16 protein-coding genes are annotated in these 22,027 nt (G+C 71.2%); 6 read left to right on the plus strand and 10 right to left on the minus strand.

The genetic code is table 11. The features are described from left to right. Window positions 1–178: 178 nt before the first annotated feature. Window positions 179–2,260 (minus strand): PhoX family protein, encoded by a 2,082-nt coding sequence (locus ACWGJ2_RS29010; protein ID WP_453349222.1) that lies wholly within the window; start codon window positions 2,258–2,260, stop codon window positions 179–181. Between the two features lie 263 nt (window positions 2,261–2,523). Next, on the minus strand, window positions 2,524–4,287 hold the full coding sequence (aspS, locus tag ACWGJ2_RS29015) for an aspartate--tRNA ligase (protein WP_453349270.1): 1,764 nt from the start codon (window positions 4,285–4,287) through the stop codon (window positions 2,524–2,526). A gap of 108 nt (window positions 4,288–4,395) precedes the next feature. Between aspS and ACWGJ2_RS29020 the strand changes: the two genes are divergently transcribed. Continuing rightward, window positions 4,396–6,648, plus strand: a complete 2,253-nt coding sequence (locus tag ACWGJ2_RS29020) for an ATP-binding SpoIIE family protein phosphatase (RefSeq protein WP_453349223.1) — start codon at window positions 4,396–4,398, stop codon at window positions 6,646–6,648. Window positions 6,649–6,749: 101 nt separating this feature from the next. Here ACWGJ2_RS29020 and ACWGJ2_RS29025 read toward each other — a convergent pair whose 3' ends face one another. Continuing rightward, a complete protein-coding gene (locus ACWGJ2_RS29025; RefSeq protein WP_453349224.1) occupies window positions 6,750–7,709 on the minus strand; it encodes a pirin family protein in 960 nt (319 codons plus the stop codon). 141 nt (window positions 7,710–7,850) lie between these two features. Then, a complete protein-coding gene (locus tag ACWGJ2_RS29030) occupies window positions 7,851–8,357 on the minus strand; it encodes an SseB family protein (RefSeq protein WP_453349225.1) in 507 nt (168 codons plus the stop codon). 115 nt (window positions 8,358–8,472) lie between these two features. Here ACWGJ2_RS29030 and ACWGJ2_RS29035 point away from each other — a divergent pair, with 115 nt between their 5' ends. Together ACWGJ2_RS29035 and ACWGJ2_RS29040 are read left to right on the plus strand one after the other, a co-directional pair. Beyond that, a complete protein-coding gene (locus tag ACWGJ2_RS29035) occupies window positions 8,473–10,299 on the plus strand; it encodes an acyl-CoA dehydrogenase (RefSeq protein WP_453349226.1) in 1,827 nt (608 codons plus the stop codon). Window positions 10,300–10,399: 100 nt separating this feature from the next. Further along, window positions 10,400–11,722 (plus strand): M18 family aminopeptidase, encoded by a 1,323-nt coding sequence (locus tag ACWGJ2_RS29040; RefSeq protein ID WP_453349227.1) that lies wholly within the window; start codon window positions 10,400–10,402, stop codon window positions 11,720–11,722. Between the two features lie 34 nt (window positions 11,723–11,756). On the opposite strand, the gene ACWGJ2_RS29045 is transcribed toward ACWGJ2_RS29040, so the two are convergent. Next, window positions 11,757–12,506: a hypothetical protein gene (locus ACWGJ2_RS29045; RefSeq protein WP_453349228.1), complete on the minus strand. Its 750-nt coding sequence runs from the start codon at window positions 12,504–12,506 to the stop codon at window positions 11,757–11,759. Window positions 12,507–12,655: 149 nt separating this feature from the next. On the opposite strand from ACWGJ2_RS29045, the gene ACWGJ2_RS29050 reads away from it, so the two are divergent. Beyond that, window positions 12,656–13,312, plus strand: coding sequence for an ArsR/SmtB family transcription factor (locus ACWGJ2_RS29050; protein WP_453349229.1), 657 nt, complete (start codon window positions 12,656–12,658; stop codon window positions 13,310–13,312). Window positions 13,313–13,472: 160 nt separating this feature from the next. Next, the gene (locus ACWGJ2_RS29055) at window positions 13,473–13,700 is read left to right on the plus strand and encodes a hypothetical protein (protein WP_453349230.1); all 228 of its coding nucleotides are present in this window, start codon (window positions 13,473–13,475) and stop codon (window positions 13,698–13,700) included. Between the two features lie 230 nt (window positions 13,701–13,930). Here ACWGJ2_RS29055 and ACWGJ2_RS29060 read toward each other — a convergent pair whose 3' ends face one another. Then, entirely contained in the window at window positions 13,931–15,865 is a 1,935-nt protein-coding gene (locus tag ACWGJ2_RS29060) for an NHL domain-containing thioredoxin family protein (RefSeq protein WP_453349231.1), read from the minus strand. A gap of 339 nt (window positions 15,866–16,204) precedes the next feature. On the opposite strand from ACWGJ2_RS29060, the gene ACWGJ2_RS29065 reads away from it, so the two are divergent. After that, window positions 16,205–17,035, plus strand: coding sequence for a maleylpyruvate isomerase family mycothiol-dependent enzyme (locus ACWGJ2_RS29065; protein ID WP_453349232.1), 831 nt, complete (start codon window positions 16,205–16,207; stop codon window positions 17,033–17,035). Window positions 17,036–17,223: 188 nt separating this feature from the next. On the opposite strand, the gene ACWGJ2_RS29070 is transcribed toward ACWGJ2_RS29065, so the two are convergent. The 4 genes from ACWGJ2_RS29070 to ACWGJ2_RS29085 all read right to left on the minus strand — a co-directional run bounded on the left by ACWGJ2_RS29070 (window position 17,224) and on the right by ACWGJ2_RS29085 (window position 22,003). After that, complete coding sequence (locus ACWGJ2_RS29070) at window positions 17,224–18,552, minus strand: MFS transporter (protein ID WP_453349233.1); 1,329 nt, start codon at window positions 18,550–18,552, stop codon at window positions 17,224–17,226. After that, a complete protein-coding gene (locus ACWGJ2_RS29075; protein ID WP_453349234.1) occupies window positions 18,549–19,226 on the minus strand; it encodes a GntR family transcriptional regulator in 678 nt (225 codons plus the stop codon). Before ACWGJ2_RS29075 ends, ACWGJ2_RS29070 begins: the two co-directional genes overlap by 4 nt. Window positions 19,227–19,430: 204 nt before the next feature. Continuing rightward, window positions 19,431–21,023 (minus strand): dihydrolipoamide acetyltransferase family protein, encoded by a 1,593-nt coding sequence (locus ACWGJ2_RS29080; RefSeq protein WP_453349235.1) that lies wholly within the window; start codon window positions 21,021–21,023, stop codon window positions 19,431–19,433. Window positions 21,024–21,037: 14 nt separating this feature from the next. After that, window positions 21,038–22,003, minus strand: coding sequence for an alpha-ketoacid dehydrogenase subunit beta (locus ACWGJ2_RS29085; protein WP_453349271.1), 966 nt, complete (start codon window positions 22,001–22,003; stop codon window positions 21,038–21,040). Window positions 22,004–22,027 lie beyond the last annotated feature (24 nt).

The following is a 22,027-nucleotide window of genomic DNA, read 5'->3' on the forward strand; positions in this document are numbered from 1 at the left end:
CTGGCGGTACCGTACGAAAAGGCTCGCACGGGGTCTCGGGGCCCGCCACTGGTCGGCCCCGTGGCCGGGCCGCCCCGGCCGGAAGCCGCGGAGGGGGAGGGCCGGGCGGCCCTCCCCCTCCGTCACGCGCTCGGCCGTGCGCCGAAACGCGCCTGCGCCGCGCGCCTGCGCCGTGCGCCTACGCGCCGATGTTCCCGCCGTCCTCGCGCCACACGCTGACGACGGACGGGCGCACGTACTTGCCCGGCCCGTCGGGCCAGGACGAGGCGGGCTCCTCGACGCTCGCGCCGTCCACCTCGCCCGGGTGCTGGACGGCGACGAGCACACGCCGGTCCTGCACGATCGGGCCGCAGGTCTCGGCCCCGGTCGGCACCGTCAGGAACTGCCGCACCTGGCCCCGCTGACGCCCCGCCGTCGCGACCCCGAACAGCCCGTCGTGGGTGCCCAGCGCGTTGCCGTCCGTCGAGATCCACAGGTTCCCGTACGCGTCGAACGTGACGTTGTCCGGGCAGGAGATCGGGCTGACCTGGTCCTTCGGGAAACCGGCGAAGTAGGTGGACGGGTCCTCGGGGTCGCCGCAGACCAGGAAGAGCCGCCACGAGAACTGCTTCGCCGTCGGGTCGTCGCCGCGCTCGGCGAACTCCAGCACCTGGCCGTGCTTGTTGCCGTTGCGCGGGTTCGCCTCGTCCGGGCCCGCCTTGCCGGCGGCGCCGCGGTCGGTGTTGTTGGTGAGCGCCACATAGACCCGCCCGGTGCGCGGGCTGGGCTCCACGTCCTCGGGGCGGTCCATCTTGGTGGCGCCGACCTTGTCACCGGCCAGGCGCGTGAAGACGTACACCTCCTCGGCGGTCATGCCCGGCACGTGCGAGGTGTCGCCCGTCGCCAGCGGGATCCACTCGCCCTTGCCGTCGAACTCGCCGTCCTCGGGGAGCGTGCCCTTGCCGTCGATCTCGCCCGCAGGGCTGTCGCCCTTGAGCTTGGCGACGTACAGGGTGCCCTCGTCCAGCAGCGTCAGGTTGTGCTCGCGCGCCGCCGCGCTGCCGCCGCGCATCATCCGCTTGGCGGAGACGAACTTGTACAGGTACTCGAAGCGCTCGTCGTCGCCCATGTAGACCACGGGACGCCCGTCGCGGGTCAGCCGCGGCTGCGCCGCCTCGTGCTTGAAGCGGCCGAGCGCGGTGCGCTTGCGGGGCGTCGCCTCCGGGTCGTACGGGTCCAGCTCGACGACCCAGCCGAAGCGGTGCGGCTCGTACGGCTCCTTGGTGACGTCGAAGCGCCTCTCGTACAGCTCCCACCTGCGCTGCGAGTCGGTGCCCTTGAGCGCATAGCGCTTGAGGCGCTTCTTGTGCTCCTCGTCCGTCACCTTGTCGGTGTTGGCGAAGTACTGGTCGACGTTCTCCTCGCCGTGCAGCGTCGTGCCCCACGGGGTGGTGCCGCCCGCGCAGTTGTTGAGGGTGCCCAGCACCGTGCGGCCCTCGGGGTCCGCCGAGGTGCGCAGCCACTCGCTGCCCGCCGCCGGGCCCGTCACCTCGAAGGGCGTGCTGGCCGTGATGCGGCGGTTGAGGCGGTGCCGGGGCACGGCCTTGAGCGCGCCCGTACGGCGCTCCTCGCGGACCACGACCACCGAGAGCCCGTGCGCGGCCATGCCGATCTCGACCTGCTCGCGGGTCGGCTTCTTCGCGTCGTACCCCGCGAACATGAGCTGCTCGTCCGTGTACTCGTGGTTCGCCACCAGGAGCTGGCTGCCGTGCTCGTGCTTGAGGGGGAGGAGGGAGAGGAAGTCATTGTTGTAGCCGAACTGGCCCGCCTGGGCCTTCGCCGACTGCTTCTCCGGGTCAAAGTCCGGGGCGCCGCGCAGGATCGGGTCGCCCCAGCGGATCACGACGTTCTGGCCGTAGCCCTGGGGGACGGTGACCTGGTCGGCGGTGTTCGGCTCGACGGGCGTGAAGCGCAGGCCCTTGGCGGCCTTGCCCCCTTTGCCTCCCTTGGCCGCGGCGCCCGCCGCGCCCTGCGCGCCGGAGGCGGCCGACGCCTCCTGGGGGGCGCCGAGCCCGGACCCCGCGGCGGCGGCGACGCCGACCACGGCACCGGCGCGCAGCATCGTACGGCGCGAGAGCGCGCCCGCGATGATGTCGCCGGCGTACTCGTTGCCGCTGGTGTTCGGCGCCTCGTGGAAGCAGGCGTCACCACAGCGGTAACGGCAGGTCATGGCCGATCTTCCGCCTTGGTGCGACCCCAGTATCGGCAGCAGCTTTCGCATGATCCCCTCCGGATGGTGCGGTTCCTCGCAGCGCGACGCTATGGGCGTAGATCCGCGAGGGAGCGTCGTGAGGGTGAACTACAGGTGAATCCCCCGACGCCGCGGGAGGCACGCCGCGCCGTGACCGGGGAGCGCCCCCGTACGAGTGGGGCGTCCGTCGTGCGAGTGCGGCGTCCGTACGCGCGTACGCGTGAAGGCCCCGACCGGGCTGGTCGGGGCCTTCACGTACGGACGTATACGGGCGCGGCGCGCTTACCGTCCCGCTACAGCTTGGGCTTGCGCACCGAGAGGTGCAGCTCCTTGAGGCGGGCCTCCTCGACCTCGCTCGGGGCGCCCATCATCAGGTCCTGCGCGTTGCCGTTCAGCGGGAACGCGATCGTCTCGCGGATGTTCGGCTCGTCGGCGAGCAGCATCACGATGCGGTCGATGCCCGGGGCGATGCCGCCATGCGGCGGGGCGCCGAACTGGAAGGCGCGCAGCATGCCGCCGAACTCGCGCTCCACGTCCTCCTTCGAGTAGCCCGCGATCTCGAACGCGCGGAACATGATCTCGGGCTCGTGGTTCCGGATCGCGCCGGAGGACAGCTCGGTGCCGTTGCAGACGATGTCGTACTGCCAGGCCAGGATGTCCAGGGGGTCCTGGGTCCGGAGCGCTTCCAGGCCGCCCTGGGGCATGGAGAAGGGGTTGTGCGAGAACTCGATCTTGCCGGTGTCCTCGTCCTTCTCGAACATCGGGAAGTCCACGATCCAGCAGAATCGGAAGACGCCCTCTTCGAAGTTCCCGGTGCGCTTGGCCGCCTCGACGCGGACGGCGCCCATGATCTTCGAGACCTCGTCGAACTCACCGGCCCCGAAGAAGACCGCCGTGCCCGGCTTGGCGTTCAGCGCCGTCAGCAGCGCGGAGACGTCGGCCTCGGTGAGGAACTTCGCGATGGGACCCGTCAGCGTGTTGTCGTCGCCGACGCGGACCCAGGCGAGGCCCTTGGCGCCCTGCTCGACGGCGAAGTCGCCCATCTGGTCGAAGAACTTCCGCGGCTGGTCCGCCGTGTCAGGCACGGCCAGCGCGCGCACGTGCTTGTCAGCGAACGCCTTGAAGCCAGAGCCGGCGAAGATCTCCGAGACGTCCACCAGCTCCAGCTGGGCGCGCAGGTCCGGCTTGTCGGAGCCGTACTTGAGCATCGCCTCGCGGAAGGGGATGCGCGGGAACGGGGAGGTGCACTCACGGCCGCCGCCCAGCTCCTGGAACAGCTCGGTCATCAGCTTCTCGATGACCGCGAAGACGTCCTCCTGCTCGACGAAGCTCATCTCCATGTCGAGCTGGTAGAACTCGCCGGGGGAGCGGTCGGCGCGGGCGTCCTCGTCGCGGAAGCAGGGCGCGATCTGGAAGTAGCGGTCGAAGCCCGCGATCATCAGGAGCTGCTTGAACTGCTGCGGGGCCTGCGGCAGCGCGTAGAACTTGCCCGCGTGCAGCCGGGAGGGGACGAGGAAGTCGCGCGCGCCCTCGGGCGATGTGGCGGAGAGGATGGGGGTCGCCATCTCGTTGAAGCCCTGCGCGACCATCTTCTCGCGGATCTTCGCGATGACCTTGGAGCGCAGCATGATGTTGCGGTGCATGCGCTCGCGGCGCAGGTCGAGGAAGCGGTACTCCAGGCGCTTCTCCTCGTTGACCCCGTCCTCGGCGTTGATCGTGAAGGGGATCTGCTCGGCGGCGCCCAGCACCTCCACCTCGCCGACCTCGACCTCGATCTCGCCGGTGGGCAGCTCGGGGTTGACGTTGTCCGCGCCGCGGGCCGTGACCCTGCCGTCGATGCGGACGGTGCTCTCCTTGGAGAGGGAGCTGAGGCGCTCGGCGACCTCGGTCTGCTCGGGCCGTACGACGAGCTGCACGATGCCGTAGTGATCGCGCAGATCGATGAAGAGGATGCCGCCCAGGTTCCGCCGATTGTGCAGCCACCCGCTCAGGCGGACGTCAGCGCCGACGTCCGAGGCCCGGAGTTCGCCGCAGGTGTGGGAACGGTACCGATGCATCATTCATCCAGTCATTCGGCTCAGGTGTCACTTGGGAATGCTTCTCAGACTACCGCCCTGGCCCACCCCCACTCGCCCCGCTTTCGGCAACCTACATAAAGTGGGGCAATGCGCACCGAGGACGTCCTGGCGGCCGTAGGCACCGGCCTCTGGCGATGGGACAACACCGCGGGGACGGTGACCCTCGACGCCCGCGCCTCCGCCCTCCTCGGCCTCCCCGCGCGCCCCAGCCCCACCGGTCTCCTCACCATCACCGAATCCACCGTCCGCTCACACGTCCACGTCGTCGACTTCGTGGAGCTCCAGGGCATCGCCAACCTCGCCGTCGCCGAGGGGACCGTCGCGGAGGCGTTGCTGCGGGTCGTCGACGCGGACGGTGAGGTCGTGCGCAGCGTCCGCACCCGGCTGCACCCGCACGGCGAGGGCGAGGGCGAGGCGTTCGAGCTGGTCGGCCTGATCTCCGAGATCCCCGACCCCTCACCGGCCCAGACGCCCGTCACGGGCGACTGGCGGCGCAACAGGGAGGCGTTCCTGCTCGACGCGGGCCGCGCGCTCGCCGAGGCCCACTCGACGGCCGAGGTGCTGCGCGTGGCCGCCTCGCTGGCCATGCCGGGGTTCTCGCCCGACGGGCTGGCCGTCTTCGGCGTCGAGGGCGACCGCATCTCGATCATCGGGCACCACGGGCAGGCGCAGGGCGCCGAGATTCCCTTCATGGACATGCCACTGGCCACGGAGTACCCGGCGGCCGAGGTCGTACGGACGGGGCGCGCCATCTACCTCGACTCACCGGAGGAGTACCGCCGGCGCTTCCCCACCACCTGGGCGCTGGCGGCGCCCTTCGAGCGCCAGTCGTGGGCGTACCTCCCGCTGATCGTCGCGGGCCGCACCATCGGCGCCTGGATGGCGGCCTTCGCCTATCCCGTCGCCTTCACGCCCGACGAGCGTGCCGTGCTGACGACGGTCGCCAGGATGCTGGCCCAGGCGCTCTCGCGTGCCTCGCTGCACGAGTCCGAGCGGGAGCTGACGGCGGGGCTCCAGCGCTCGATGCGGCCCACGCACAAGCCGGGCATCGACGGGATGGCGGTGGCGGCGCGCTACATCCCGACCGGCGGCGGGCTCCAGGTCGGGGGCGACTGGTACGACGTCATCCCGCTGCCCTCCGGCAGTACGGCGCTGGTCATCGGCGATGTGCAGGGGCACGACGTGCGGGCGGCCGGGATCATGGGCCAGCTCCGCATCGCGCTGCGCGCGTACGCGTCCGAGGGCCACCATCCCGACGCGGTGCTCTCGCGCGCCTCCCGCTTCCTCGCGGGCCTGGACGCGACGGAGGCGGAGGGCGAGCCGGGGCCGGGTCCTGGTCCGGGGGAGGGCGGGGAGACCGGGGCGCTGACAGGGACGGGGGGTGTGGGCGCGGTCGCGAGCGGGGGCAGGGGCGGGAGCGGGGGCAGCGGCGCGTGGGACGGCGACCCGCGCTTCGCCACGTGCCTCTACGTCGAGGCCGACCCGCACACCGGCACCCTCGACATCGCCCGCGCGGGGCACCCCGACCCCGCGATCCGCATGGCGGACGGCACGGTGCTGGTCCGGCCCACGGCGGGCGGGCTGCCGCTGGGCATCGACCCGGACACCGACTATCCGACGACGCGCCTCGTACTGGAGCCGGGCGAGACCCTGCTGCTGTGCACGGACGGACTCATCGAGACCGGCGGGCACGACATGGAGACGGGCTGGACCCGCATCCAGGAGGTCTTCACGCACCACTTCACGGGGCGCGCGGCCGAGGCGTACGGGGACGAGGGCCTGGAGGAGCTGGCCGACTCCCTCGTCCAGGCCGTGCACGGCCCGCCCTCGCACCACACGACGGGCCCGCTGGCCGACCGTCGCGAGGACGACATCGCGCTCCTGCTGCTCGCACTGGGCGACGGCTCCGGCGAGGGCGGCGGCGCCGTCTCCTCGCGCCGTACGGTCCTCACCATCGCGCAGGCCGAACCCGACCGCATCGCCGAAGCGCGGCACCAGCTCCAGGGCCTGCTCTACGACTGGACGAGCGAGGACCAGATCGACGGCGCCGTCCTGATGCTCTCGGAGATGCTCACGAACGTCCTCGTCCACACGGACGGCGACGCCCTCATGGTGGCCGAGATCAGCGGCCCACGGGGGCACCGGCTGCTGCGCGTCGAGGTCGCCGACAACAGCGACGAACTCCCCCACCGCCGTCAGCCGGGCGAGCTGGCCTCCTCGGGGCGCGGGCTGGTGCTGATGGAGATGCTCGCCGGGAGCTGGGGCGTGGACCCGAGGGGCGAGGGCAAGTGCATCTGGTTCGAGGTGCGGGAGGACGAACCGCAGCCCGAGTGGGGGTGAACCCCTGCTCGGGCTGCGGGACGGTCATGGCGCGGGCGCGGGCGCGGGCCTGGCGCCGGTGCCGGGGGGCCGGGCGCGGGGCCCGGGTTCCGGTTCCGGGGTCAGGCGCGGGTGGCCGGGACGCGGCCGAGGCGGCCCGCCTTGAAGTCGTCGAACGCCTGGGCCAGCTCGACGTGGCTGTTCATGACGAACGGCCCGTAGTGCGCCATCGGCTCGCGGATCGGCCGCCCGCCGAGCAGCACGACCTCCAGCTCCGGGGTGTGCGCGTCCTGGGACTCGTCGGCGCGCAGGGTGAGCGCGTCGCCCTCGCCGAAGACCGCGGTCTGCCCGGTGTGGACGGGCCGCCTGCCCGTACCGGCGGAGCCGCGGCCCGCCAGCACGTACGCCAGCGCGTTGAAGTCCGCGCGCCAGGGCAGCGTGATCTCGGCGCCGGGGGAGACCGTCGCGTGGATCATCGTGATGGGGGTGTGGGTGATGCCGGGGCCCTCGTGGCCTTCGAGGTCGCCCGCGATGACGCGCAGGAGCGCGCCGCCGTCGGGGGTGCTCAGCAGCCTGACCTGGCCGCCGCCGATGTCCTGGTAGCGGGGCGCGGTCATCTTGTCGCTGGCGGGGAGGTTCACCCAGAGCTGGAGGCCGTGGAAGAGGCCGCCGGAGACGACCAGCTCCTCGGGCGGCGCCTCGATGTGCAGCAGCCCGGAGCCCGCCGTCATCCACTGGGTGTCGCCGCCGTTGATGACGCCGCCGCCACCCTCGGAGTCCTGGTGCACGAAGGAGCCGTCGATCAGATACGTGACCGTCTCGAAGCCCCGGTGCGGGTGCCAGGGCGTGCCCTTGGGCTCGCCCGGCGCATACTCCACCTCGCCCATCTGGTCCATCATGATGAACGGGTCGAGATGCCGGTAGTTGATCCCCGCGAAGGCCCTGCGCACGGGGAAGCCCTCACCCTCGAAGCCCGTGGGGGCCGTGGTGACGGTCAGCACGGGGCGCTCGGTGGCGGCCTCGGGGCCCGGCACGGCGACACGGGGGAGCGTGAGCGGGTTCTCGACGGTGATCGCGGGCATGGCGGTCCTCCTAGACTCACCGTTCAATGTAGTTGAACGGTGAACATCTGCCAACGTGCCCGCATTCCCGGCCCCGCGCACCGGCCGTCCGCCCTGCGCAAGCGCGCAAGCGCCGCGACCGTCACCCGTGGCCGCGGAGGATCACCCGTACATGCGGCGCATCGCGAAGTCGACCATCTCCTCGACCGCCTTCGCGTCGAAGACGACCCGGTGGTCACCCTCCATGTCGAGCACGAAGCCGTACCCGGACGGGAGCAGGTCCAGCACCTCGGCGCCCGTGATCACGAAGTACTTGGACTCCTTGCCCGCGTAGCTGCGCAGCTCCTTGAGGGTGCTGAACATGGGGATCACCGGCTGCTGGGTGTTGTGCAGGGCGAGGAAGCCCGGGGTCTCGCCGCGCGGACAGTAGACCTTCGAGGTGGAGAAGATGCCCTGGAAGTCCTCGGCGGACATGGAGCCGGTGGTGAAGGCGCGGACGGCCTCACGGAGGGAGGGCGGGGACGGCTCGGGATACAGCGGCTGCCCGGCGCCGTGCTGCCCGTAGGGCGGCGGGGGCGCCTGCTGTGCCGTGTACTGCTGGTGCCCCTGCTGCTGCCCACCGTGAGGGTAGCCGTGCCCGGCGGACGCGGTCTGCTCGTAGCCGTACATGCGGGAAAGAGTAACGAGTCACAGATGGACGGTTAGGGGTTGCTTCTTATTACCGACGGGTAGCATCATCGGAGACTGCTTATCAACCGAGAACGAGTCATACGGAGCCGTCGCCATGGGGCACTACAAGTCGAATCTCCGCGACATCGAGTTCAACCTCTTCGAGGTACTCGGCCGCGACACGGTGTACGGAACCGGACCGTTCGCGGAGATGGACATCGAGACCGCCAAGAGCGTGCTGTCCGAGATCGCGCGCCTGTCGGAGAACGAGCTGGCCGCGTCGTACGAGGAGGGTGACCGCACCCCTCCGGTCTTCGACCCCGAGACCAACACCGCGCCGGTCCCGGCGTCCTTCAAGAAGAGCTACCAGGCGTACATGGACGCCGAGTGGTGGCGGCTGGGCATCCCGGAGGAGATCGGCGGCACCACCGCGCCGCGCTCGCTCCTGTGGGGCTTCGCCGAGACGATCCTGGGCGCCAATCCCGCCGTCTGGATGTACGCCTCAGGGCCGGCCTTCGCCGGTGTCCTCCACGAGGAGGGCACCGAGGAGCAGCACAAGATCGCCAAGCTGATGGCGGACAAGCAGTGGGGCTCCACGATGGTGCTCACCGAGCCGGACGCGGGCTCGGACGTCGGCGCAGGCCGCACCAAGGCCGTCCAGCAGGACGACGGCACCTGGCACATCGAGGGCGTGAAGCGCTTCATCACCTCCGGTGAGCACGACATGTCCGAGAACATCGTGCACTTCGTCCTCGCCCGCCCCGAGGGCCACGGTCCGGGCACCAAGGGCCTGTCGCTCTTCATCGTGCCGAAGTACGACTTCGACTGGGAGACCGGCGAGCTGGGCGAGCGCAACGGCGTCTACGCGACCAACGTCGAGCACAAGATGGGCCTCAAGGTCTCCAACACCTGCGAGATGACCTTCGGCGCCAACGCACCGGCCAAGGGCTGGCTGCTGGGCGAGAAGCACGACGGCATCCGCCAGATGTTCAAGATCATCGAGTTCGCCCGGATGATGGTCGGCACGAAGGCCATCGCCACTCTCTCGACCGGCTACCTCAACGCCCTTGAATACGCCAAGGAGCGCGTCCAGGGCGCCGACCTGGCGCAGTTCACCGACAAGACCGCGCCGCGCGTCACCATCACCCACCACCCCGACGTGCGCCGCTCGCTGATGACGCAGAAGGCGTACGCGGAGGGCATGCGCGCCCTCGTCCTCTACACGGCCTCCGTCCAGGACGAGATCCTGGTCAAGGAGTACGACGGCGAGGACGCCTCCGCCGCGCACCGCCTCAACGACCTGCTCCTGCCGATCGTGAAGGGCTACGGCTCCGAGAAGTCCTACGAGCAGCTCGCGCAGTCCCTCCAGACCCTGGGCGGCTCCGGCTACCTCCAGGAGTACCCGATCGAGCAGTACATCCGGGACTCCAAGATCGACACTCTCTACGAGGGCACCACCGCGATCCAGGGCCAGGACTTCTTCTTCCGCAAGGTCGTCCGCGACCAGGGCCAGGCGCTCACCGCGCTCTCCGAGGAGATCAAGAAGTTCCTCTCCGAGGCGAAGGGCGGCGAGGACCTCGCGCAGGCCCGTGAGCAGCTCTCCAAGGCCGCCGTGGACCTGGAGGCGATCGTCGGCGCGATGCTGACGGACCTGGCCGCCACCGAGAAGGACGTGAAGTCCATCTACAAGGTCGGTCTGAACACCACCCGCTTCCTGCTCGCCTCCGGCGATGTCGTCATCGGTTACCTCCTCCTCCGTGGTGCCGCCGTCGCCGCCGAGAAGCTGCCGAACGCCTCCGCCAAGGACAAGCTCTTCTACGAGGGCAAGATCGCGGCAGCGAAGTTCTTCGCGGCGAACGTCCTCCCGGGTATCGCCGTGCAGCGCGGTCTGGCCGAGTCCATCGACCTGTCCGTGATGGAGCTGGACGAGGCGGCCTTCTGAGCCTCTGAAGCCGCCCCTCCCGGCTCACCCCTCATTCGGAACGCCCCTCTCCGCCCCATCCGGGAAGAGCGGGGCGTTTCGCATTCGTATGCTGAGGCATATGAGTCCGAGCACTGAGTCCTCCGAGCGCGACGCGCCTTCCCCGCCCCGCTTCGACTGCCGCCACACGGACGGCCTGATCGAGTTCCTCGCGGGCTCGCCCACGCCCTACCACGCGGTGGCCGGAGCGGCGCAGCTGCTGGAGAAGGCGGGCTTCCGGCAGGTCAGTGAGACGGACTCCTGGGACGGCTCCAGCGGCGGCAAGTACGTGCTGCGCGGGGGCGCGCTGGTGGCCTGGTACGTCCCCGAGGGGGCCGCTCCCGCGACTCCCTACCGCATCGTGGGCGCCCACACCGACTCCCCCAACCTCCGGGTCAAGCCGCTGCCCGACACGGGTGCCAACGGCTGGCGGCAGATCGCCGTCGAGGTCTACGGCGGCACCCTCCTCAACACCTGGCTGGACCGCGACCTCGGCATCGCCGGACGCCTCTCGCTGCGGGACGGCTCGACCCGGCTGGTGAACGTGGACCGGCCGCTCCTGCGCGTCCCCCAGCTCGCCATCCACCTGGACCGGCAGGTCAACGACGGGCTGAAGCTGGACCGCCAGCGTCACATGACCCCCGTGTGGGGGCTCGGGACGCCGCACGAGGGCGACCTGATCCGCTTCCTCGCCGAGGAGTCGGACCTCCCCGCCGAGGAGATCACCGGCTGGGACCTGATGGCCCACAGCGTGGAGCCGCCCGCCTATCTGGGCAGGGACCGGGAACTGGTGGCGGGTCCGCGCATGGACAACCTCCTCTCTGTGTACGCGGGCGCGGCGGCCCTGGCCGCCGTGGCCGAACACGGGGACCTCTCCCATGTGCCGGTGCTGGCCGCCTTCGACCACGAGGAGAACGGCAGCCAGTCGGACACCGGCGCCGACGGGCCGCTGCTCGGCAATGTGCTGGAGCGTTCGGTCTTCGCCCGTGGCGGCGGCTACGAGGACCGGGCGCGCGCCTACGCGGGCACCATCTGCCTCTCCTCCGACACCGGGCACGCCGTCCACCCCAACTACGCGGAGCGTCACGAGCCGGGCCACCACCCGATGCCGAACGGCGGGCCCATCCTCAAGGTCAACGTCAACCAGCGCTACGCCACGGACGGTGCGGGCCGTGCGGTCTTCGCCGCCGCCTGCGAGCGCGCCGGCGTGCCCTGGCAGAACTTCGTCTCCAACAACGCGATGCCCTGCGGGACGACGATCGGCCCCATCACCGCGGCCCGGCACGGCATTTCGACAGTGGACATCGGAGTGGCGATCCTCTCCATGCACTCGGCCCGCGAACTGTGCGGCGCGGACGATCCCTATCTGCTGGCCAACTGCCTCACCGCCTTCCTGGAGGACTGAGCCCGAGCCGGTCAGCAAGACAGTCCGGTGCCGGTCAGGACAGTTCGGTGTACGCGCGTATGAAACGTGTGCCGTCGAGGTGGATGCTGTTCTGCCCTGACGGGGAGGGCAGCTCCAGCAGGCGGTCGAGCACCCGGCCGTAGGGGCCGCAGCCGGAGGTCCTGGGGAGCGCGAAGCGCTGATCTTCGATGCCCGGCATCTCACCGGGCGCGGGCTCGCCCACGGCCTGGAGGACCAGACCGATCGGCTCCGCTCCGCTGCCTATGGAGCAGGTGCGCGGCAGACCGGGCCCGGAGAGGCCGAAGACCATGTCCAGCTCACCCATGCGCTCTTCGTCGCTGAGGAAATCGAAGGAGCCCCCATAGCCCGGGGTGACCGAGAGAGGGGTGCCCGGGACGCGCAGGGCGGCGGCCTCCAGGCCGCCGAAGACCTGGTGGAACTCCCCATCGATACGGCCCTCCGCGTGCGTGACGGTCATCGGCTCGGATATGGGGACCTCAGCGCTGCCGAGCCGCAGATGCCCCGTCGCGACGACGGCCTCGCAGCGCCACTGTGCGGGATCGGCACCGGATGGCAGCTCGGACCGGGTGGGACACGAGGCGAAGCGGCCGTCCCCGTCCCCCGCTTCCACAGCCGCGGCCACAGCCGTGGAAGCGGCGCCGACGGAGCCGGCGGCCCCGAGCGTCAGCGCCGCGAGCGCGGCGAGAACCCCGCGCGGGATGCGGGACGGCCGGGCTGTACGCACCGCGCGGGCGCCACGGACGGCGCGGGCCATGGATGACATGCGGGTGGTGAACACAGAGCTCCCCCTACGAATCGAACCAGTTCCTGCTCAAGGACCGTTCTCCCGACCAGCATTACAGAGTTTTCTCTGCAAAGAAAGATCCGCAGAGAAAACTATGCAGAGAAAGTTCTGTGAGCTACGCTGGCCCCATGACAGCCAAGGAGGAGCCAGCCCGGCAGGTCAGTGATCCCGCGGTGCTGAAGGCGCTGGCACACCCGCTGCGCCAGAAGATCCTGCGCCGCCTCGGCACGGCGGGGCCCGCGACGTCGACCACGCTCGCCGCCGCCCTCGGCGAGAACACCGGAACCCTCAGCTATCACCTGCGCCAGTTGGAGCGCGGCGGCTTCGTCGAGGACGTCACCGAGCGCCCCGGGAGCCGGGAGCGCTGGTGGCGGGCGGTGTCCGGGCTGGACATCCGCAGACCGTCGCCGGAGGAGCTGACGGACGCGGAGCGCACGGTCATGAACGAGCTGGACCGCATACGCGGCGAGGAGGATCTGCGCGCCCTGCATCTCGCCCACCGGCACATGCTGGAGCAGTCGGGGCCGGTCCGTTGGGTTCAGGGCTCGCGCGGGCTCAGTCATCTCACGCACGAGGAGCTGAAGGACTTCCACGACGCGTACTTGGAGCTGCTGGCCCGCTATTCCAGAGGCCCGGAGGAGGCCCCGGAGGACGCGCGGCCCGTGCTCCTGCGCTGGTTCGGCGTCGTGGACGACGCCGAGGAGGGGGCCGCGGAGGGAACTGCGGAAGAGGGTGCGGCCGGGGGAGGCGCGAGCGGACGAGGCGCAGGGACCAGCACCACATAAGACCCGTGGAGGGAGGGGAAGTTGGCGACTGCCGAGTTCAACAGCGCCCCTGGCTCTCCTCAGTTGTTGTGGCGGCCACCGATTGGCCTTCGGCGGGAGGGGTACCCGGCGTCACGTACGGGCCCGGAAGCAAGCCAACAAAGCTCGGAGGCGGATTTCGATGGGCATCGTCATCTGCATCGCCATGATGGCCATAGGGGGCATTCTCACCCTCGGGGTCAGTTGGGATGTCAGCGGTGTCAACCTCGACGTGATCGGACTGATCCTGATCGCTGTCGGCATGATCGGCCTGGCGGCCTACATCAGCATCTTCAAGCGGCGGCGCGTGCAGCCGCCGTCCCCGGCGGCTCCCGTCGTCGAGGAAGTCAACAAGCACCACTGGGAGTAGCCCCGGCCCCGGGAACAGCCCGGGAGGCCCATGCCCGCGACGGCTGCGGGCAGGTCGCGGGCGGGTCACGGAAGAGAGGCGGGGGGACGGTGACGGACTGCGGCAGCACGGAAGCCGGGCGGCGGATCGAGGTCCGTCGCCCGGCTTCCCGCGCGTCCGCGCCTCCACGGACGCGGGCCGTTCCTGCCGCTCCGCCCCTGCCAGGCGTTCCGGCCCTTCCAGGCGTGGGCCTATTCGCTGTCGAGTCCCGCCAGCACGAGCCCCAGCCGGTCCACGCCGTCGTCCGTGACCCGGATCGGGACGCCCCAGTCCTGCTGGTGCACATGGCAGGCGGGGAACTCGATGTCCGGCGCGTCGTCGCACGAGGCGGCCATCGCCGAGACGTGCAGCACGCCCTCCGTCACACCGTCGGCGAGCACCACGTAGCGGTCGAGATCGGTGCCCTGCCCTGCGCCGTCCTCCAGGAGTTCGGGCGGTGTCGCGCTGACGAGGAGACGGGTGGACGGGCCGTAGCGCTCGTCCAGCTTCTGTCCGGCCGGGGCCTGGAAGACCACGTCCAGCCGCAGCTTCCCCGGCGCCACCTCGGTCGCGGCGCGCTGGGTGCGGTGGGCGACGGACTCGACGCGCACCGCCTCCTCGGGCAGCCGCAGCCGCGTCAGCCGGTGCCGTGCCGATTCGACGACGAGGATCTCTCCCCGGCCCGCCGCCCCCGTGTCCGTCCCGGCCGCGCCGTCGTCGGCGGCCCCGGCGGCCAGCACCGCGCCGGAGGGCTCGCGCAGGTCCGTTGCCAGCGTCGTGACCTCGCCCGTCGCCGGGTCGTAGCGGCGCAGCGCGTGGTTGTAGGTGTCGCTGACGGCGACGGAGCCGTCCGGCAGCGCCGTGACGCCCAGCGGGTGCTGGAGCAGCGCCTGGCCGGCGGGGCCGTCGCGGTGCCCGAAGTCGAAGAGGCCGGTGCCGACGGCCGTGCGGACGGTCAGTTCGCGGTCGATCCAGCGCAGCGCGCTGGTCTCGGAGTCGGCGATCCACAGCCGTTCCCCGTCGGGCGAGGCCGAGAGGCCGGAGGGCTGCGCGAACCACGCCTCCTCGGCCGGGCCGTCGACGAGGCCCTCGTTCGTCGTGCCCGCGGCGGCTCGTACGGTGCCGTCGGCCGGGTCGTAGGTCCACAGTTGGTGGACGCCCGCCATGGCGATCCACACGCGGTCGGCGAACCACGCCACGTCCCAGGGCGAGGACAGCGCCACCTCGCGCGCCGGGCCGGAGACCGGGGAGCCCTGCCACCACTGGCGTCCCGTGCCCGCGAGGGTGGTCACCTCGCCGGTCTCCACGTCGAGGCGGCGCAGCGCGTGGTTGACGGTGTCCGCGATGACGACGGCGCCGTCGGGCAGCAGCGCGAGGCCCTGCGGCTCGTTGAAGCGCGGCTCCCGCGCCTCCGCCTCAGCCGCTCCGGCCGCTCCAGCAGCCTCGGAACCCGTCGCTCCCCCGCTCGCACCCGCCGTGCCGTCGGTCAGCCCGCGCTCGCCGCTGCCGATCCTGCGGACGACGGTCTCGCCGTCGTCCGCCAGCTCCACGAGCTGGTGCCGGGTCGTGTCCGAGACGAGATAGTGCCCGCTGCCGGGCAGCCGCAGCGCCTTGCCGGGAAAGCGCAGGTCACTGGCCTCCGGCTCGGGCGGTACATACGGGCCGTCCCCTCGGTGCAGCGTGCCCTTGGCCTCGTGCTCGCTCTCCAGCCGCTCCACCAGCGTCTCGATAGCGTGCGCGTGGCCCTCGCCCGCGTGCTGTGCGACGACATACCCCTCGGGGTCGATCACGACGAGGGTGGGCCAGGCGCGTACGGCGTACTGCTTCCAGGTGGCCAGCGAGGGATCGTCGAGGACGGGGTGGTGCACGCCGTAGCGCTCGACGGCGTCCACGACCGCCTGGTGCTCGGCCTCGTGCACGAACTTCGGCGAGTGGACGCCGACGATCACGACGGTGTCCCTGTGGCGTTCCTCCAGCTCGCGCAGCTCGTCCAGGACGTGCAGGCAGTTGATGCAGCAGAAGGTCCAGAAGTCCAACACCACGATCTTTCCCCGCAGGTCAGCGAGGGTGACGGGGGTGCCTCCTGTGTTCAGCCAGCCGCCCTCGCCGATCAGCTCGGGGGCACGGACGCGCGCGTGTGAAGCCATGTCACCATCCAACAGCAGCGTCCCCCGGCCGCATTCCTGGCCCCCGTCGGCCCGGACGTACGTCACACCCCCGCGCGGCTCCGGCGCACCTCCCGTGGCGCCTCTTCCCGCAGGCCCGTCGCGCCCCGGAGCGAATTGACCGGCTCGTCCGGATCCACCCGCATCTGCCAGGAGAAAGCGCGCACCGTACCACCGGCCATGCATTCGAGGGGGTCAATTGGGCCTAGCATCGTCACTCAAAAGCACTGCCGGGGTGCCCGCGCGCAGCGTAACTTGAGAGCACCCAGACCGCGAACGATCCGTATTGCCCGAAACGATCCGTACCGCCCGAGGGGTCTCGTGACCGACCACCCAAGCCTTCAGCCTTACGTCGACGCCTGGACAGAGTCCATCGAAGCGATATCCGAGCTGGTGAAGCCGCTCGCCGAGGGCGAGTGGAACCGGTCGACAGCCTGCCCCGGCTGGTCGGTCCGCGATGTGGTCTCGCACATCATCGGCCTGGAGTGCGAGCTGCTGGGCGATCCGCGTCCGATCCACACGCTTCCGCGCGACATCTACCACGTCGTGGACGAGCCCAGCCGTCACATGGAGATCCAGGTCGACGTGCGACGGCACCACACCGGGCCCGAGATGACGAGCGAGCTGGAATACACCATCATCCGCCGCACCCGTCAGCTCCGTAACGAGAAGCGGGCGCCGGACGCCGAGGTGCAGAGCGTCATGCCGGGTGGCGGGAAAATGCCCCTGGAGCGGCAGTTGATGCTGCGGGCCTTCGACGTCTGGGTCCACGAGCAGGACCTCCGCCGCGCGCTGGGCAAGCCGGGCAACCTCGACTCCGCGGGCGCCCATGTCGCCCGTGACGTGCTGCTTCTCGGGCTGCCGAAGGTGGTCGCCAAGCGCGCCTCCGCGCCCGTGAACTCCGCGGTGGTCTTCGACATCAGCGGCCCGGTCGAGTTCATGCGGACGGTGCGCGTCGACGCCGAGGGCAACGGCTCGGTCGACGGCAGCCCCTCGCTGGGCCCCGCGGTGACGATCTCGCTGGACTGGGAGACGTATCTGCGGCTGGCGTGCGGGCGGGTGCGGTTCGATCAGGTCAGCGACCAGGTCAAGATCGAGGGTGACGCGGCCCTCGGCACCGCGATCATGAACGTCTTCAGCGTCACCCCGTAGAACCCGTTGGCCCCGGGGACGCCGGGAGCCCCCGGCCCCGCAACCGGGGACCGCACGTGCCCGCGCCCGCGCCCGGCCCGCGCCGACGGGCGGACGGGCCGGGCGGGCGGGCGGGCGGGGCGGGCGGGCCGGGCCAGAGGCATCAGCACGGACACGGGCATGGGCGCAAGGGGCGGCAGGGGCGGCCGTCAGGCCGGTACGTGCACGGCCTCGACCCTGCTCGCGACGACCCGCTCCCGTTCACGCTGGTGCGCACGCCCCCGCAGCCGCAGGATCTGGACGACCCCGATCGCCTCCAGCACGAAGACGCTGGCGAAGGCGATGCGGAAGTTGTCGCCGGTGAGGTCCAGCAGCACGCCGACCGCCAGCAGCGTCGTCATCGAGGCCGTGAAGCCGCCCATGTTGACGATGCCCGAGGCCGTGCCCTGCCGCTCCGGCGGGTTGGCGGGCCGGGCGAAGTCGAAGCCGATCATCGACGCAGGACCGCAGGCGCCGAGCACCACGCACAGCACCACGAGCAGCCACGTGGGCGCCTGTCCCGGCCACGCCAGGACCACGCCCCACGACGTGGCCGTCGCCGCGACCGTGCCGAGTGCGATGGGGGTGCGCGCCGTGTGGTGCCGGGCGATGACCTGCCCGAAGACCAGGCCGACCGCCATGTTCGAGAGCACGACCAGCGTCAGCAGCTCACCCGCCGAGGCCCGCGAGAGCCCCTGCGCCTCGACCAGGAACGGCATCCCCCACAGCAGCAGGAACACCATCGCGGGGAACTGGGTGGTGAAGTGGACCCACATGCCCATCCTGGTGCCGGGTTCGCGCCAGGTGCGGGCGATCTGACGGCGTACGTAGCCGCGCCCGGTGTGCGTCGCGGGCGGCGGCTCGTGCCCCTTCGGGTGGTCCTTGAGGAAGATCAGCATCAGCACGAGGACCAGCACGCCGCCCAGCGCGCTGCCCGCGAAGGTCGGGGTCCAGCCGAACGCGCCGAGCAGGCGCGCCAGCACCAGCGTCGTCACCAGGTTGCCCGCCATGCCGATCAGCGCGGCGATCTGCGCGACGAGCGGGCCGCGCTTGGCCGGGAACCAGCGCGAGCCGAGCCGCAGCACGCTGATGAACGTCATCGCGTCGCCGCAGCCCAGCAGGGCGCGGCAGGCGAGCGCGGCGGCGTACGAGCTGGAGAACGCGAAGCCGAACTGCCCGACCGTGAACAGGACCACGCCCAGCGTCAGGACCTTCCTGGTCCCCCACCTGTCGACGAGCAGGCCGACGGGTATCTGCATGCCCGCGTAGACGAGCAGTTGGAGGATGGAGAAGGTGGAGAGGGCGGAGGCGTTGATGTCGAAGCGCTCGGCGGCGTCCATGCCCGCGACGCCGAGGCTGGTGCGGTAGGTGATCGCGACGAAGTAGACGGCCACGCCGAGGCCCCATACGGCGATGGCGCGTCGGCCGCCCGGGGGTTCGCCCGGGACGGATATGCCGTGCGGCGGGCGCGAGGAGGGGGAGGAAGCGGCAGCGCTCACCGCACATCACCCTGCACCAGGTGCCGCACCCAGCTCACGTGCTGGTTGACCGCCGTGGCCGCCGCTTCCGCGTCGCCCGCGCGCAGGGCCTCCATGATCTCCGTGTGCTCGGCGATGTTCTTCGCGATGCGGTCGGGGTGCGCGTGCATGACGGCGACGCCCATCCGCAACTGGCGGTCGCGGAGCTGGTCGTAGAGCCGCGAGAGGATCTCGTTGCCCGTGCTGCGGACGATCTCCGCGTGGAAGCAGCGGTCGCTGGCGGCCACGGCGGCGAGGTCGCCGGAGGCGGCGTGCGTGCGCTGCTCCTCCAGCAGTTCCTCCAGCCGCTCGATGAGCCCTGCCCGTACGGGCGACGCCGTGCGCACCGCGTGCTCCTCCACCAGCAGCCGCGTCTCCACGACGTCGTGGATCTCCCGCGCGGACACCGGCAGGACCAGGGCGCCCTTCTTGGGGTAGAGCCTGATCAGCCCCTCCACCTCCAGGCGGAGCAGCGCCTCGCGCACGGGCGTACGGGAGACGCCGACGGCCTCGGCCAGCTCGCCCTCGGTGAGCAGCATGCCGCCCTCGTAGCGCCGTTCGAGCACGGCTTGCTTGATGTGGGCGTAGACGCGGTCGGCGGCTGGTGGCTGCTTGGGGGAGGGGGAACTTGCTGGCACTACGGGTGCGACGGACATGTGCACACCATAGATACAACAGAGATGCGTGAGTAGACGCGTCCGCGATACGGACGTGATACGGACGTGCCCCGTGCGCCCGGAGTCGCTCGTTCCGGGGGCACGGGGCACGTCGTGTGTGCGCGGTCACGCCGTACGCGGGGTCACCGGGCTCGCGGGGTCACCGCGCTCGCGGGAGCACCGCCCGCGCGTACGGCGTCAGCGTCACGCCCAGGTCATCAGGCGCTTCGGCCGCTCCAGCACCGCCGCCACGTCGGCCAGCACCTTGGAGCCCAGCTCGCCGTCGACCAGGCGGTGGTCGAAGGAGAGGGCCAGGGTGGTGACGTGGCGCGGCTTGACCTTGCCCTTGTGGACCCAGGGCTGTTCACGGATCTGGCCGAAGGCCAGGATCGCGGACTCACCGGGGTTGAGGATGGGCGTACCGGTGTCGATGCCGAAGACGCCGACGTTGGTGATGGTCACCGTGCCGCCCTGCATCGCCGCCGGGCTGGTCCTGCCCTCGCGGGCCGTGGACACGAGGTCGCCGAGGGCCGATGCCAGTTCGGGCAGCGTCTTGGCCTGCGCGTCCTTGATGTTGGGGACGATCAGACCGCGCGGGGTGGCGGCGGCGATGCCCAGATTGACGTAGTCCTTCTGGACGATCTCCTGGTTCGCCTCGTCCCAGGAGGCGTTGACCTCCGGGTTGCGGCGGATGGCCACCAGGAGCGCCTTGGCCACGAGCAGCAGCGGGTTGACCCGCACGCCCTCCATGTCCGGGTCCTGCTTCAGCTCCTGGACGAGCTTCATCGTCCGCGTCACGTCCACCGTCACGAACTCGGTGACGTGGGGCGCTGTGAAGGCGCTGTTGACCATCGCCTGCGCGGTCGCCTTGCGTACGCCGCGGATCGGGGTACGTGTCTCGCGGTCGCGCTGGGTACCGGCACCGGTACCGCCGGGGCGGCCCACGGCGGCCGTGGGCGCCGCCTCCGGGGCGGGTGCCGGCTGCGCGGCCGGTGCGGTCTGCGCGGCCGGTGCGGTCTGCGCTGCCGGGGCCGGCGCCGGTGCCGATGCCGAGGCCGCCGTCGCGGCCTCCGCCGCGGCGAGCACGTCCTCGCGGGTGACGACGCCGCCCTGGCCCGTCGGGGTCACCGTCGCCAGATCGACGCCCATGTCCTTGGCGAGCTTGCGCACGGGGGGCTTGGCCAGGGGCCGCTCCCCGTTCGCGCGGCCCGCGTCCGGAGCCGGTGCCGGAGCCGGGGCCGGGGCCTGTGCCGGGGTGGCGACGGGCCCCGCGCCGTGGCCGTTCAGCTCACCCTGTACGGCGCGCTGTCCCGCGGCCCGCTCCGCGTCCTGACCGCCGTCGCCCGCCTGCCCCGCCTGCGGCTTGCGCGGGCGGCGCTTCGTCGACGCCTCCGAGACGCCGTAGCCGACCAGCACCGGCTGACGGCCACCACCGGACTCACCGGCCTCGGAATCGGCCTCGGCCTCCCGCCCCTCACCGTCGCCCCCGGACGCCGCCTCACCAGCCACGTCGTCGCTCCCCGTCAGCGGCCCCGCCGAGGGGTCGGTGTCGACGGAGATGATCGCGGTGCCGACGTCCACCGTCGTGCCCTCGTCAAAGCGCAGCTCGTGCACCGCGCCGTCGAAGGGGATGGGCAGCTCGACGGCCGCCTTGGCCGTCTCCACCTCGCAGACGACCTGGCCGTCCGTGACCGTGTCCCCCGGCTGGACGTACCACTTGAGGATCTCGGCCTCGGTCAGGCCCTCGCCCACGTCGGGCATCTTGAACTCGCGGATGCGGGTCCCGCTCTCAGTCATCGTCACGGCTCTCCTCAGTACGCCAGCGCGCGGTCGACGGCATCGAGCACCCGGTCGAGTCCCGGAAGGTACTCGTCCTCCAGCCGGGCCGGAGGATACGGCGCGTGGAAACCGCCGACGCGCAGCACCGGGGCCTCCAGGTGGTAGAAGCACCGCTCCGAGATGCGCGCGGCGACCTCGGCGCCCGTGCCGAGGAAGACCGGTGCCTCGTGCACCACCACCAGCCTGCCGGTCTTCTCGACCGAACGCTGGATCGTGTCGAAGTCGATCGGCGACATGGAGCGCAGATCGACGACCTCCAGCGAGTTGCCCTCCTCCTCGGCAGCGGCGGCGGCCTCCAGGGCCACCTTCACCATGGGCCCGTAGGCCGCGAGGGTGAGATCGCTGCCCGTACGGGCGACGCGCGCCGCGTGCAGCGGCCCCGGGATGGCCGAGGTGTCGACCTCACCCTTGTCCCAGTAGCGCCGCTTGGGCTCGAAGAAGATGACGGGGTCGTCGCTCTCGATGGCCTGCTGCATCATCCAGTAGGCGTCGGAGGCGTTCGAGGGGGAGACGCACTTGAGCCCCGCGACGTGCGCGAACAGCGCCTCGGGGGACTCGCTGTGGTGCTCGACGGCGCCGATGCCGCCCGCGTAGGGGATGCGGATGACGATCGGCAGCTTGATGGTGCCCAGCGCGCGGGCGTGCATCTTCGCGAGCTGCGTGACGATCTGGTCGTACGCGGGGAAGACGAAGCCGTCGAACTGGATCTCCACGACGGGCCGGTACCCGCGCAGGGCCAGCCCGATGGCGGTGCCGACGATGCCGGACTCGGCGAGCGGGGTGTCGATGACCCGGTCCTCGCCGAAGTCCTTCTGGAGCCCGTCGGTGATGCGGAAGACGCCGCCCAGCTTGCCGACGTCCTCGCCCATGATCAGGACCTTGGGGTCGTTCTCCATGGCCTTGCGCAGGGACTCGTTCAGCGCCTTCGAGAGGGGCATCTTCCGCACGCTGCCAGGGGTGGC

Source organism: Streptomyces sp. NPDC054796, from assembly GCF_053611545.1.

Bases quoted from the DNA above. Each gene is read 5' to 3' on its own strand.
- ACWGJ2_RS29025 (WP_453349224.1), bottom strand. From the start codon at position 7,709: ATGCCCGCGATCACCGTCGAGAACCCGCTCACGCTCCCCCGTGTCGCC.
- ACWGJ2_RS29085 (WP_453349271.1), bottom strand. From the start codon at position 22,003: ATGCCCCTCTCGAAGGCGCTGAACGAGTCCCTGCGCAAGGCCATGGAG.
- aspS (WP_453349270.1), bottom strand. From the start codon at position 4,287: ATGCATCGGTACCGTTCCCACACCTGCGGCGAACTCCGGGCCTCGGAC.
- ACWGJ2_RS29020 (WP_453349223.1), top strand. From the start codon at position 4,396: ATGCGCACCGAGGACGTCCTGGCGGCCGTAGGCACCGGCCTCTGGCGA.
- ACWGJ2_RS29010 (WP_453349222.1), bottom strand. From the start codon at position 2,260: ATGCGAAAGCTGCTGCCGATACTGGGGTCGCACCAAGGCGGAAGATCG.
- ACWGJ2_RS29060 (WP_453349231.1), bottom strand. From the start codon at position 15,865: ATGGCTTCACACGCGCGCGTCCGTGCCCCCGAGCTGATCGGCGAGGGC.
- ACWGJ2_RS29075 (WP_453349234.1), bottom strand. From the start codon at position 19,226: ATGTCCGTCGCACCCGTAGTGCCAGCAAGTTCCCCCTCCCCCAAGCAG.
- ACWGJ2_RS29055 (WP_453349230.1), top strand. From the start codon at position 13,473: ATGGGCATCGTCATCTGCATCGCCATGATGGCCATAGGGGGCATTCTC.
- ACWGJ2_RS29050 (WP_453349229.1), top strand. From the start codon at position 12,656: ATGACAGCCAAGGAGGAGCCAGCCCGGCAGGTCAGTGATCCCGCGGTG.
- ACWGJ2_RS29040 (WP_453349227.1), top strand. From the start codon at position 10,400: ATGAGTCCGAGCACTGAGTCCTCCGAGCGCGACGCGCCTTCCCCGCCC.
- ACWGJ2_RS29035 (WP_453349226.1), top strand. From the start codon at position 8,473: ATGGGGCACTACAAGTCGAATCTCCGCGACATCGAGTTCAACCTCTTC.
- ACWGJ2_RS29045 (WP_453349228.1), bottom strand. From the start codon at position 12,506: ATGTCATCCATGGCCCGCGCCGTCCGTGGCGCCCGCGCGGTGCGTACA.
- ACWGJ2_RS29080 (WP_453349235.1), bottom strand. From the start codon at position 21,023: ATGACTGAGAGCGGGACCCGCATCCGCGAGTTCAAGATGCCCGACGTG.
- ACWGJ2_RS29030 (WP_453349225.1), bottom strand. From the start codon at position 8,357: ATGTACGGCTACGAGCAGACCGCGTCCGCCGGGCACGGCTACCCTCAC.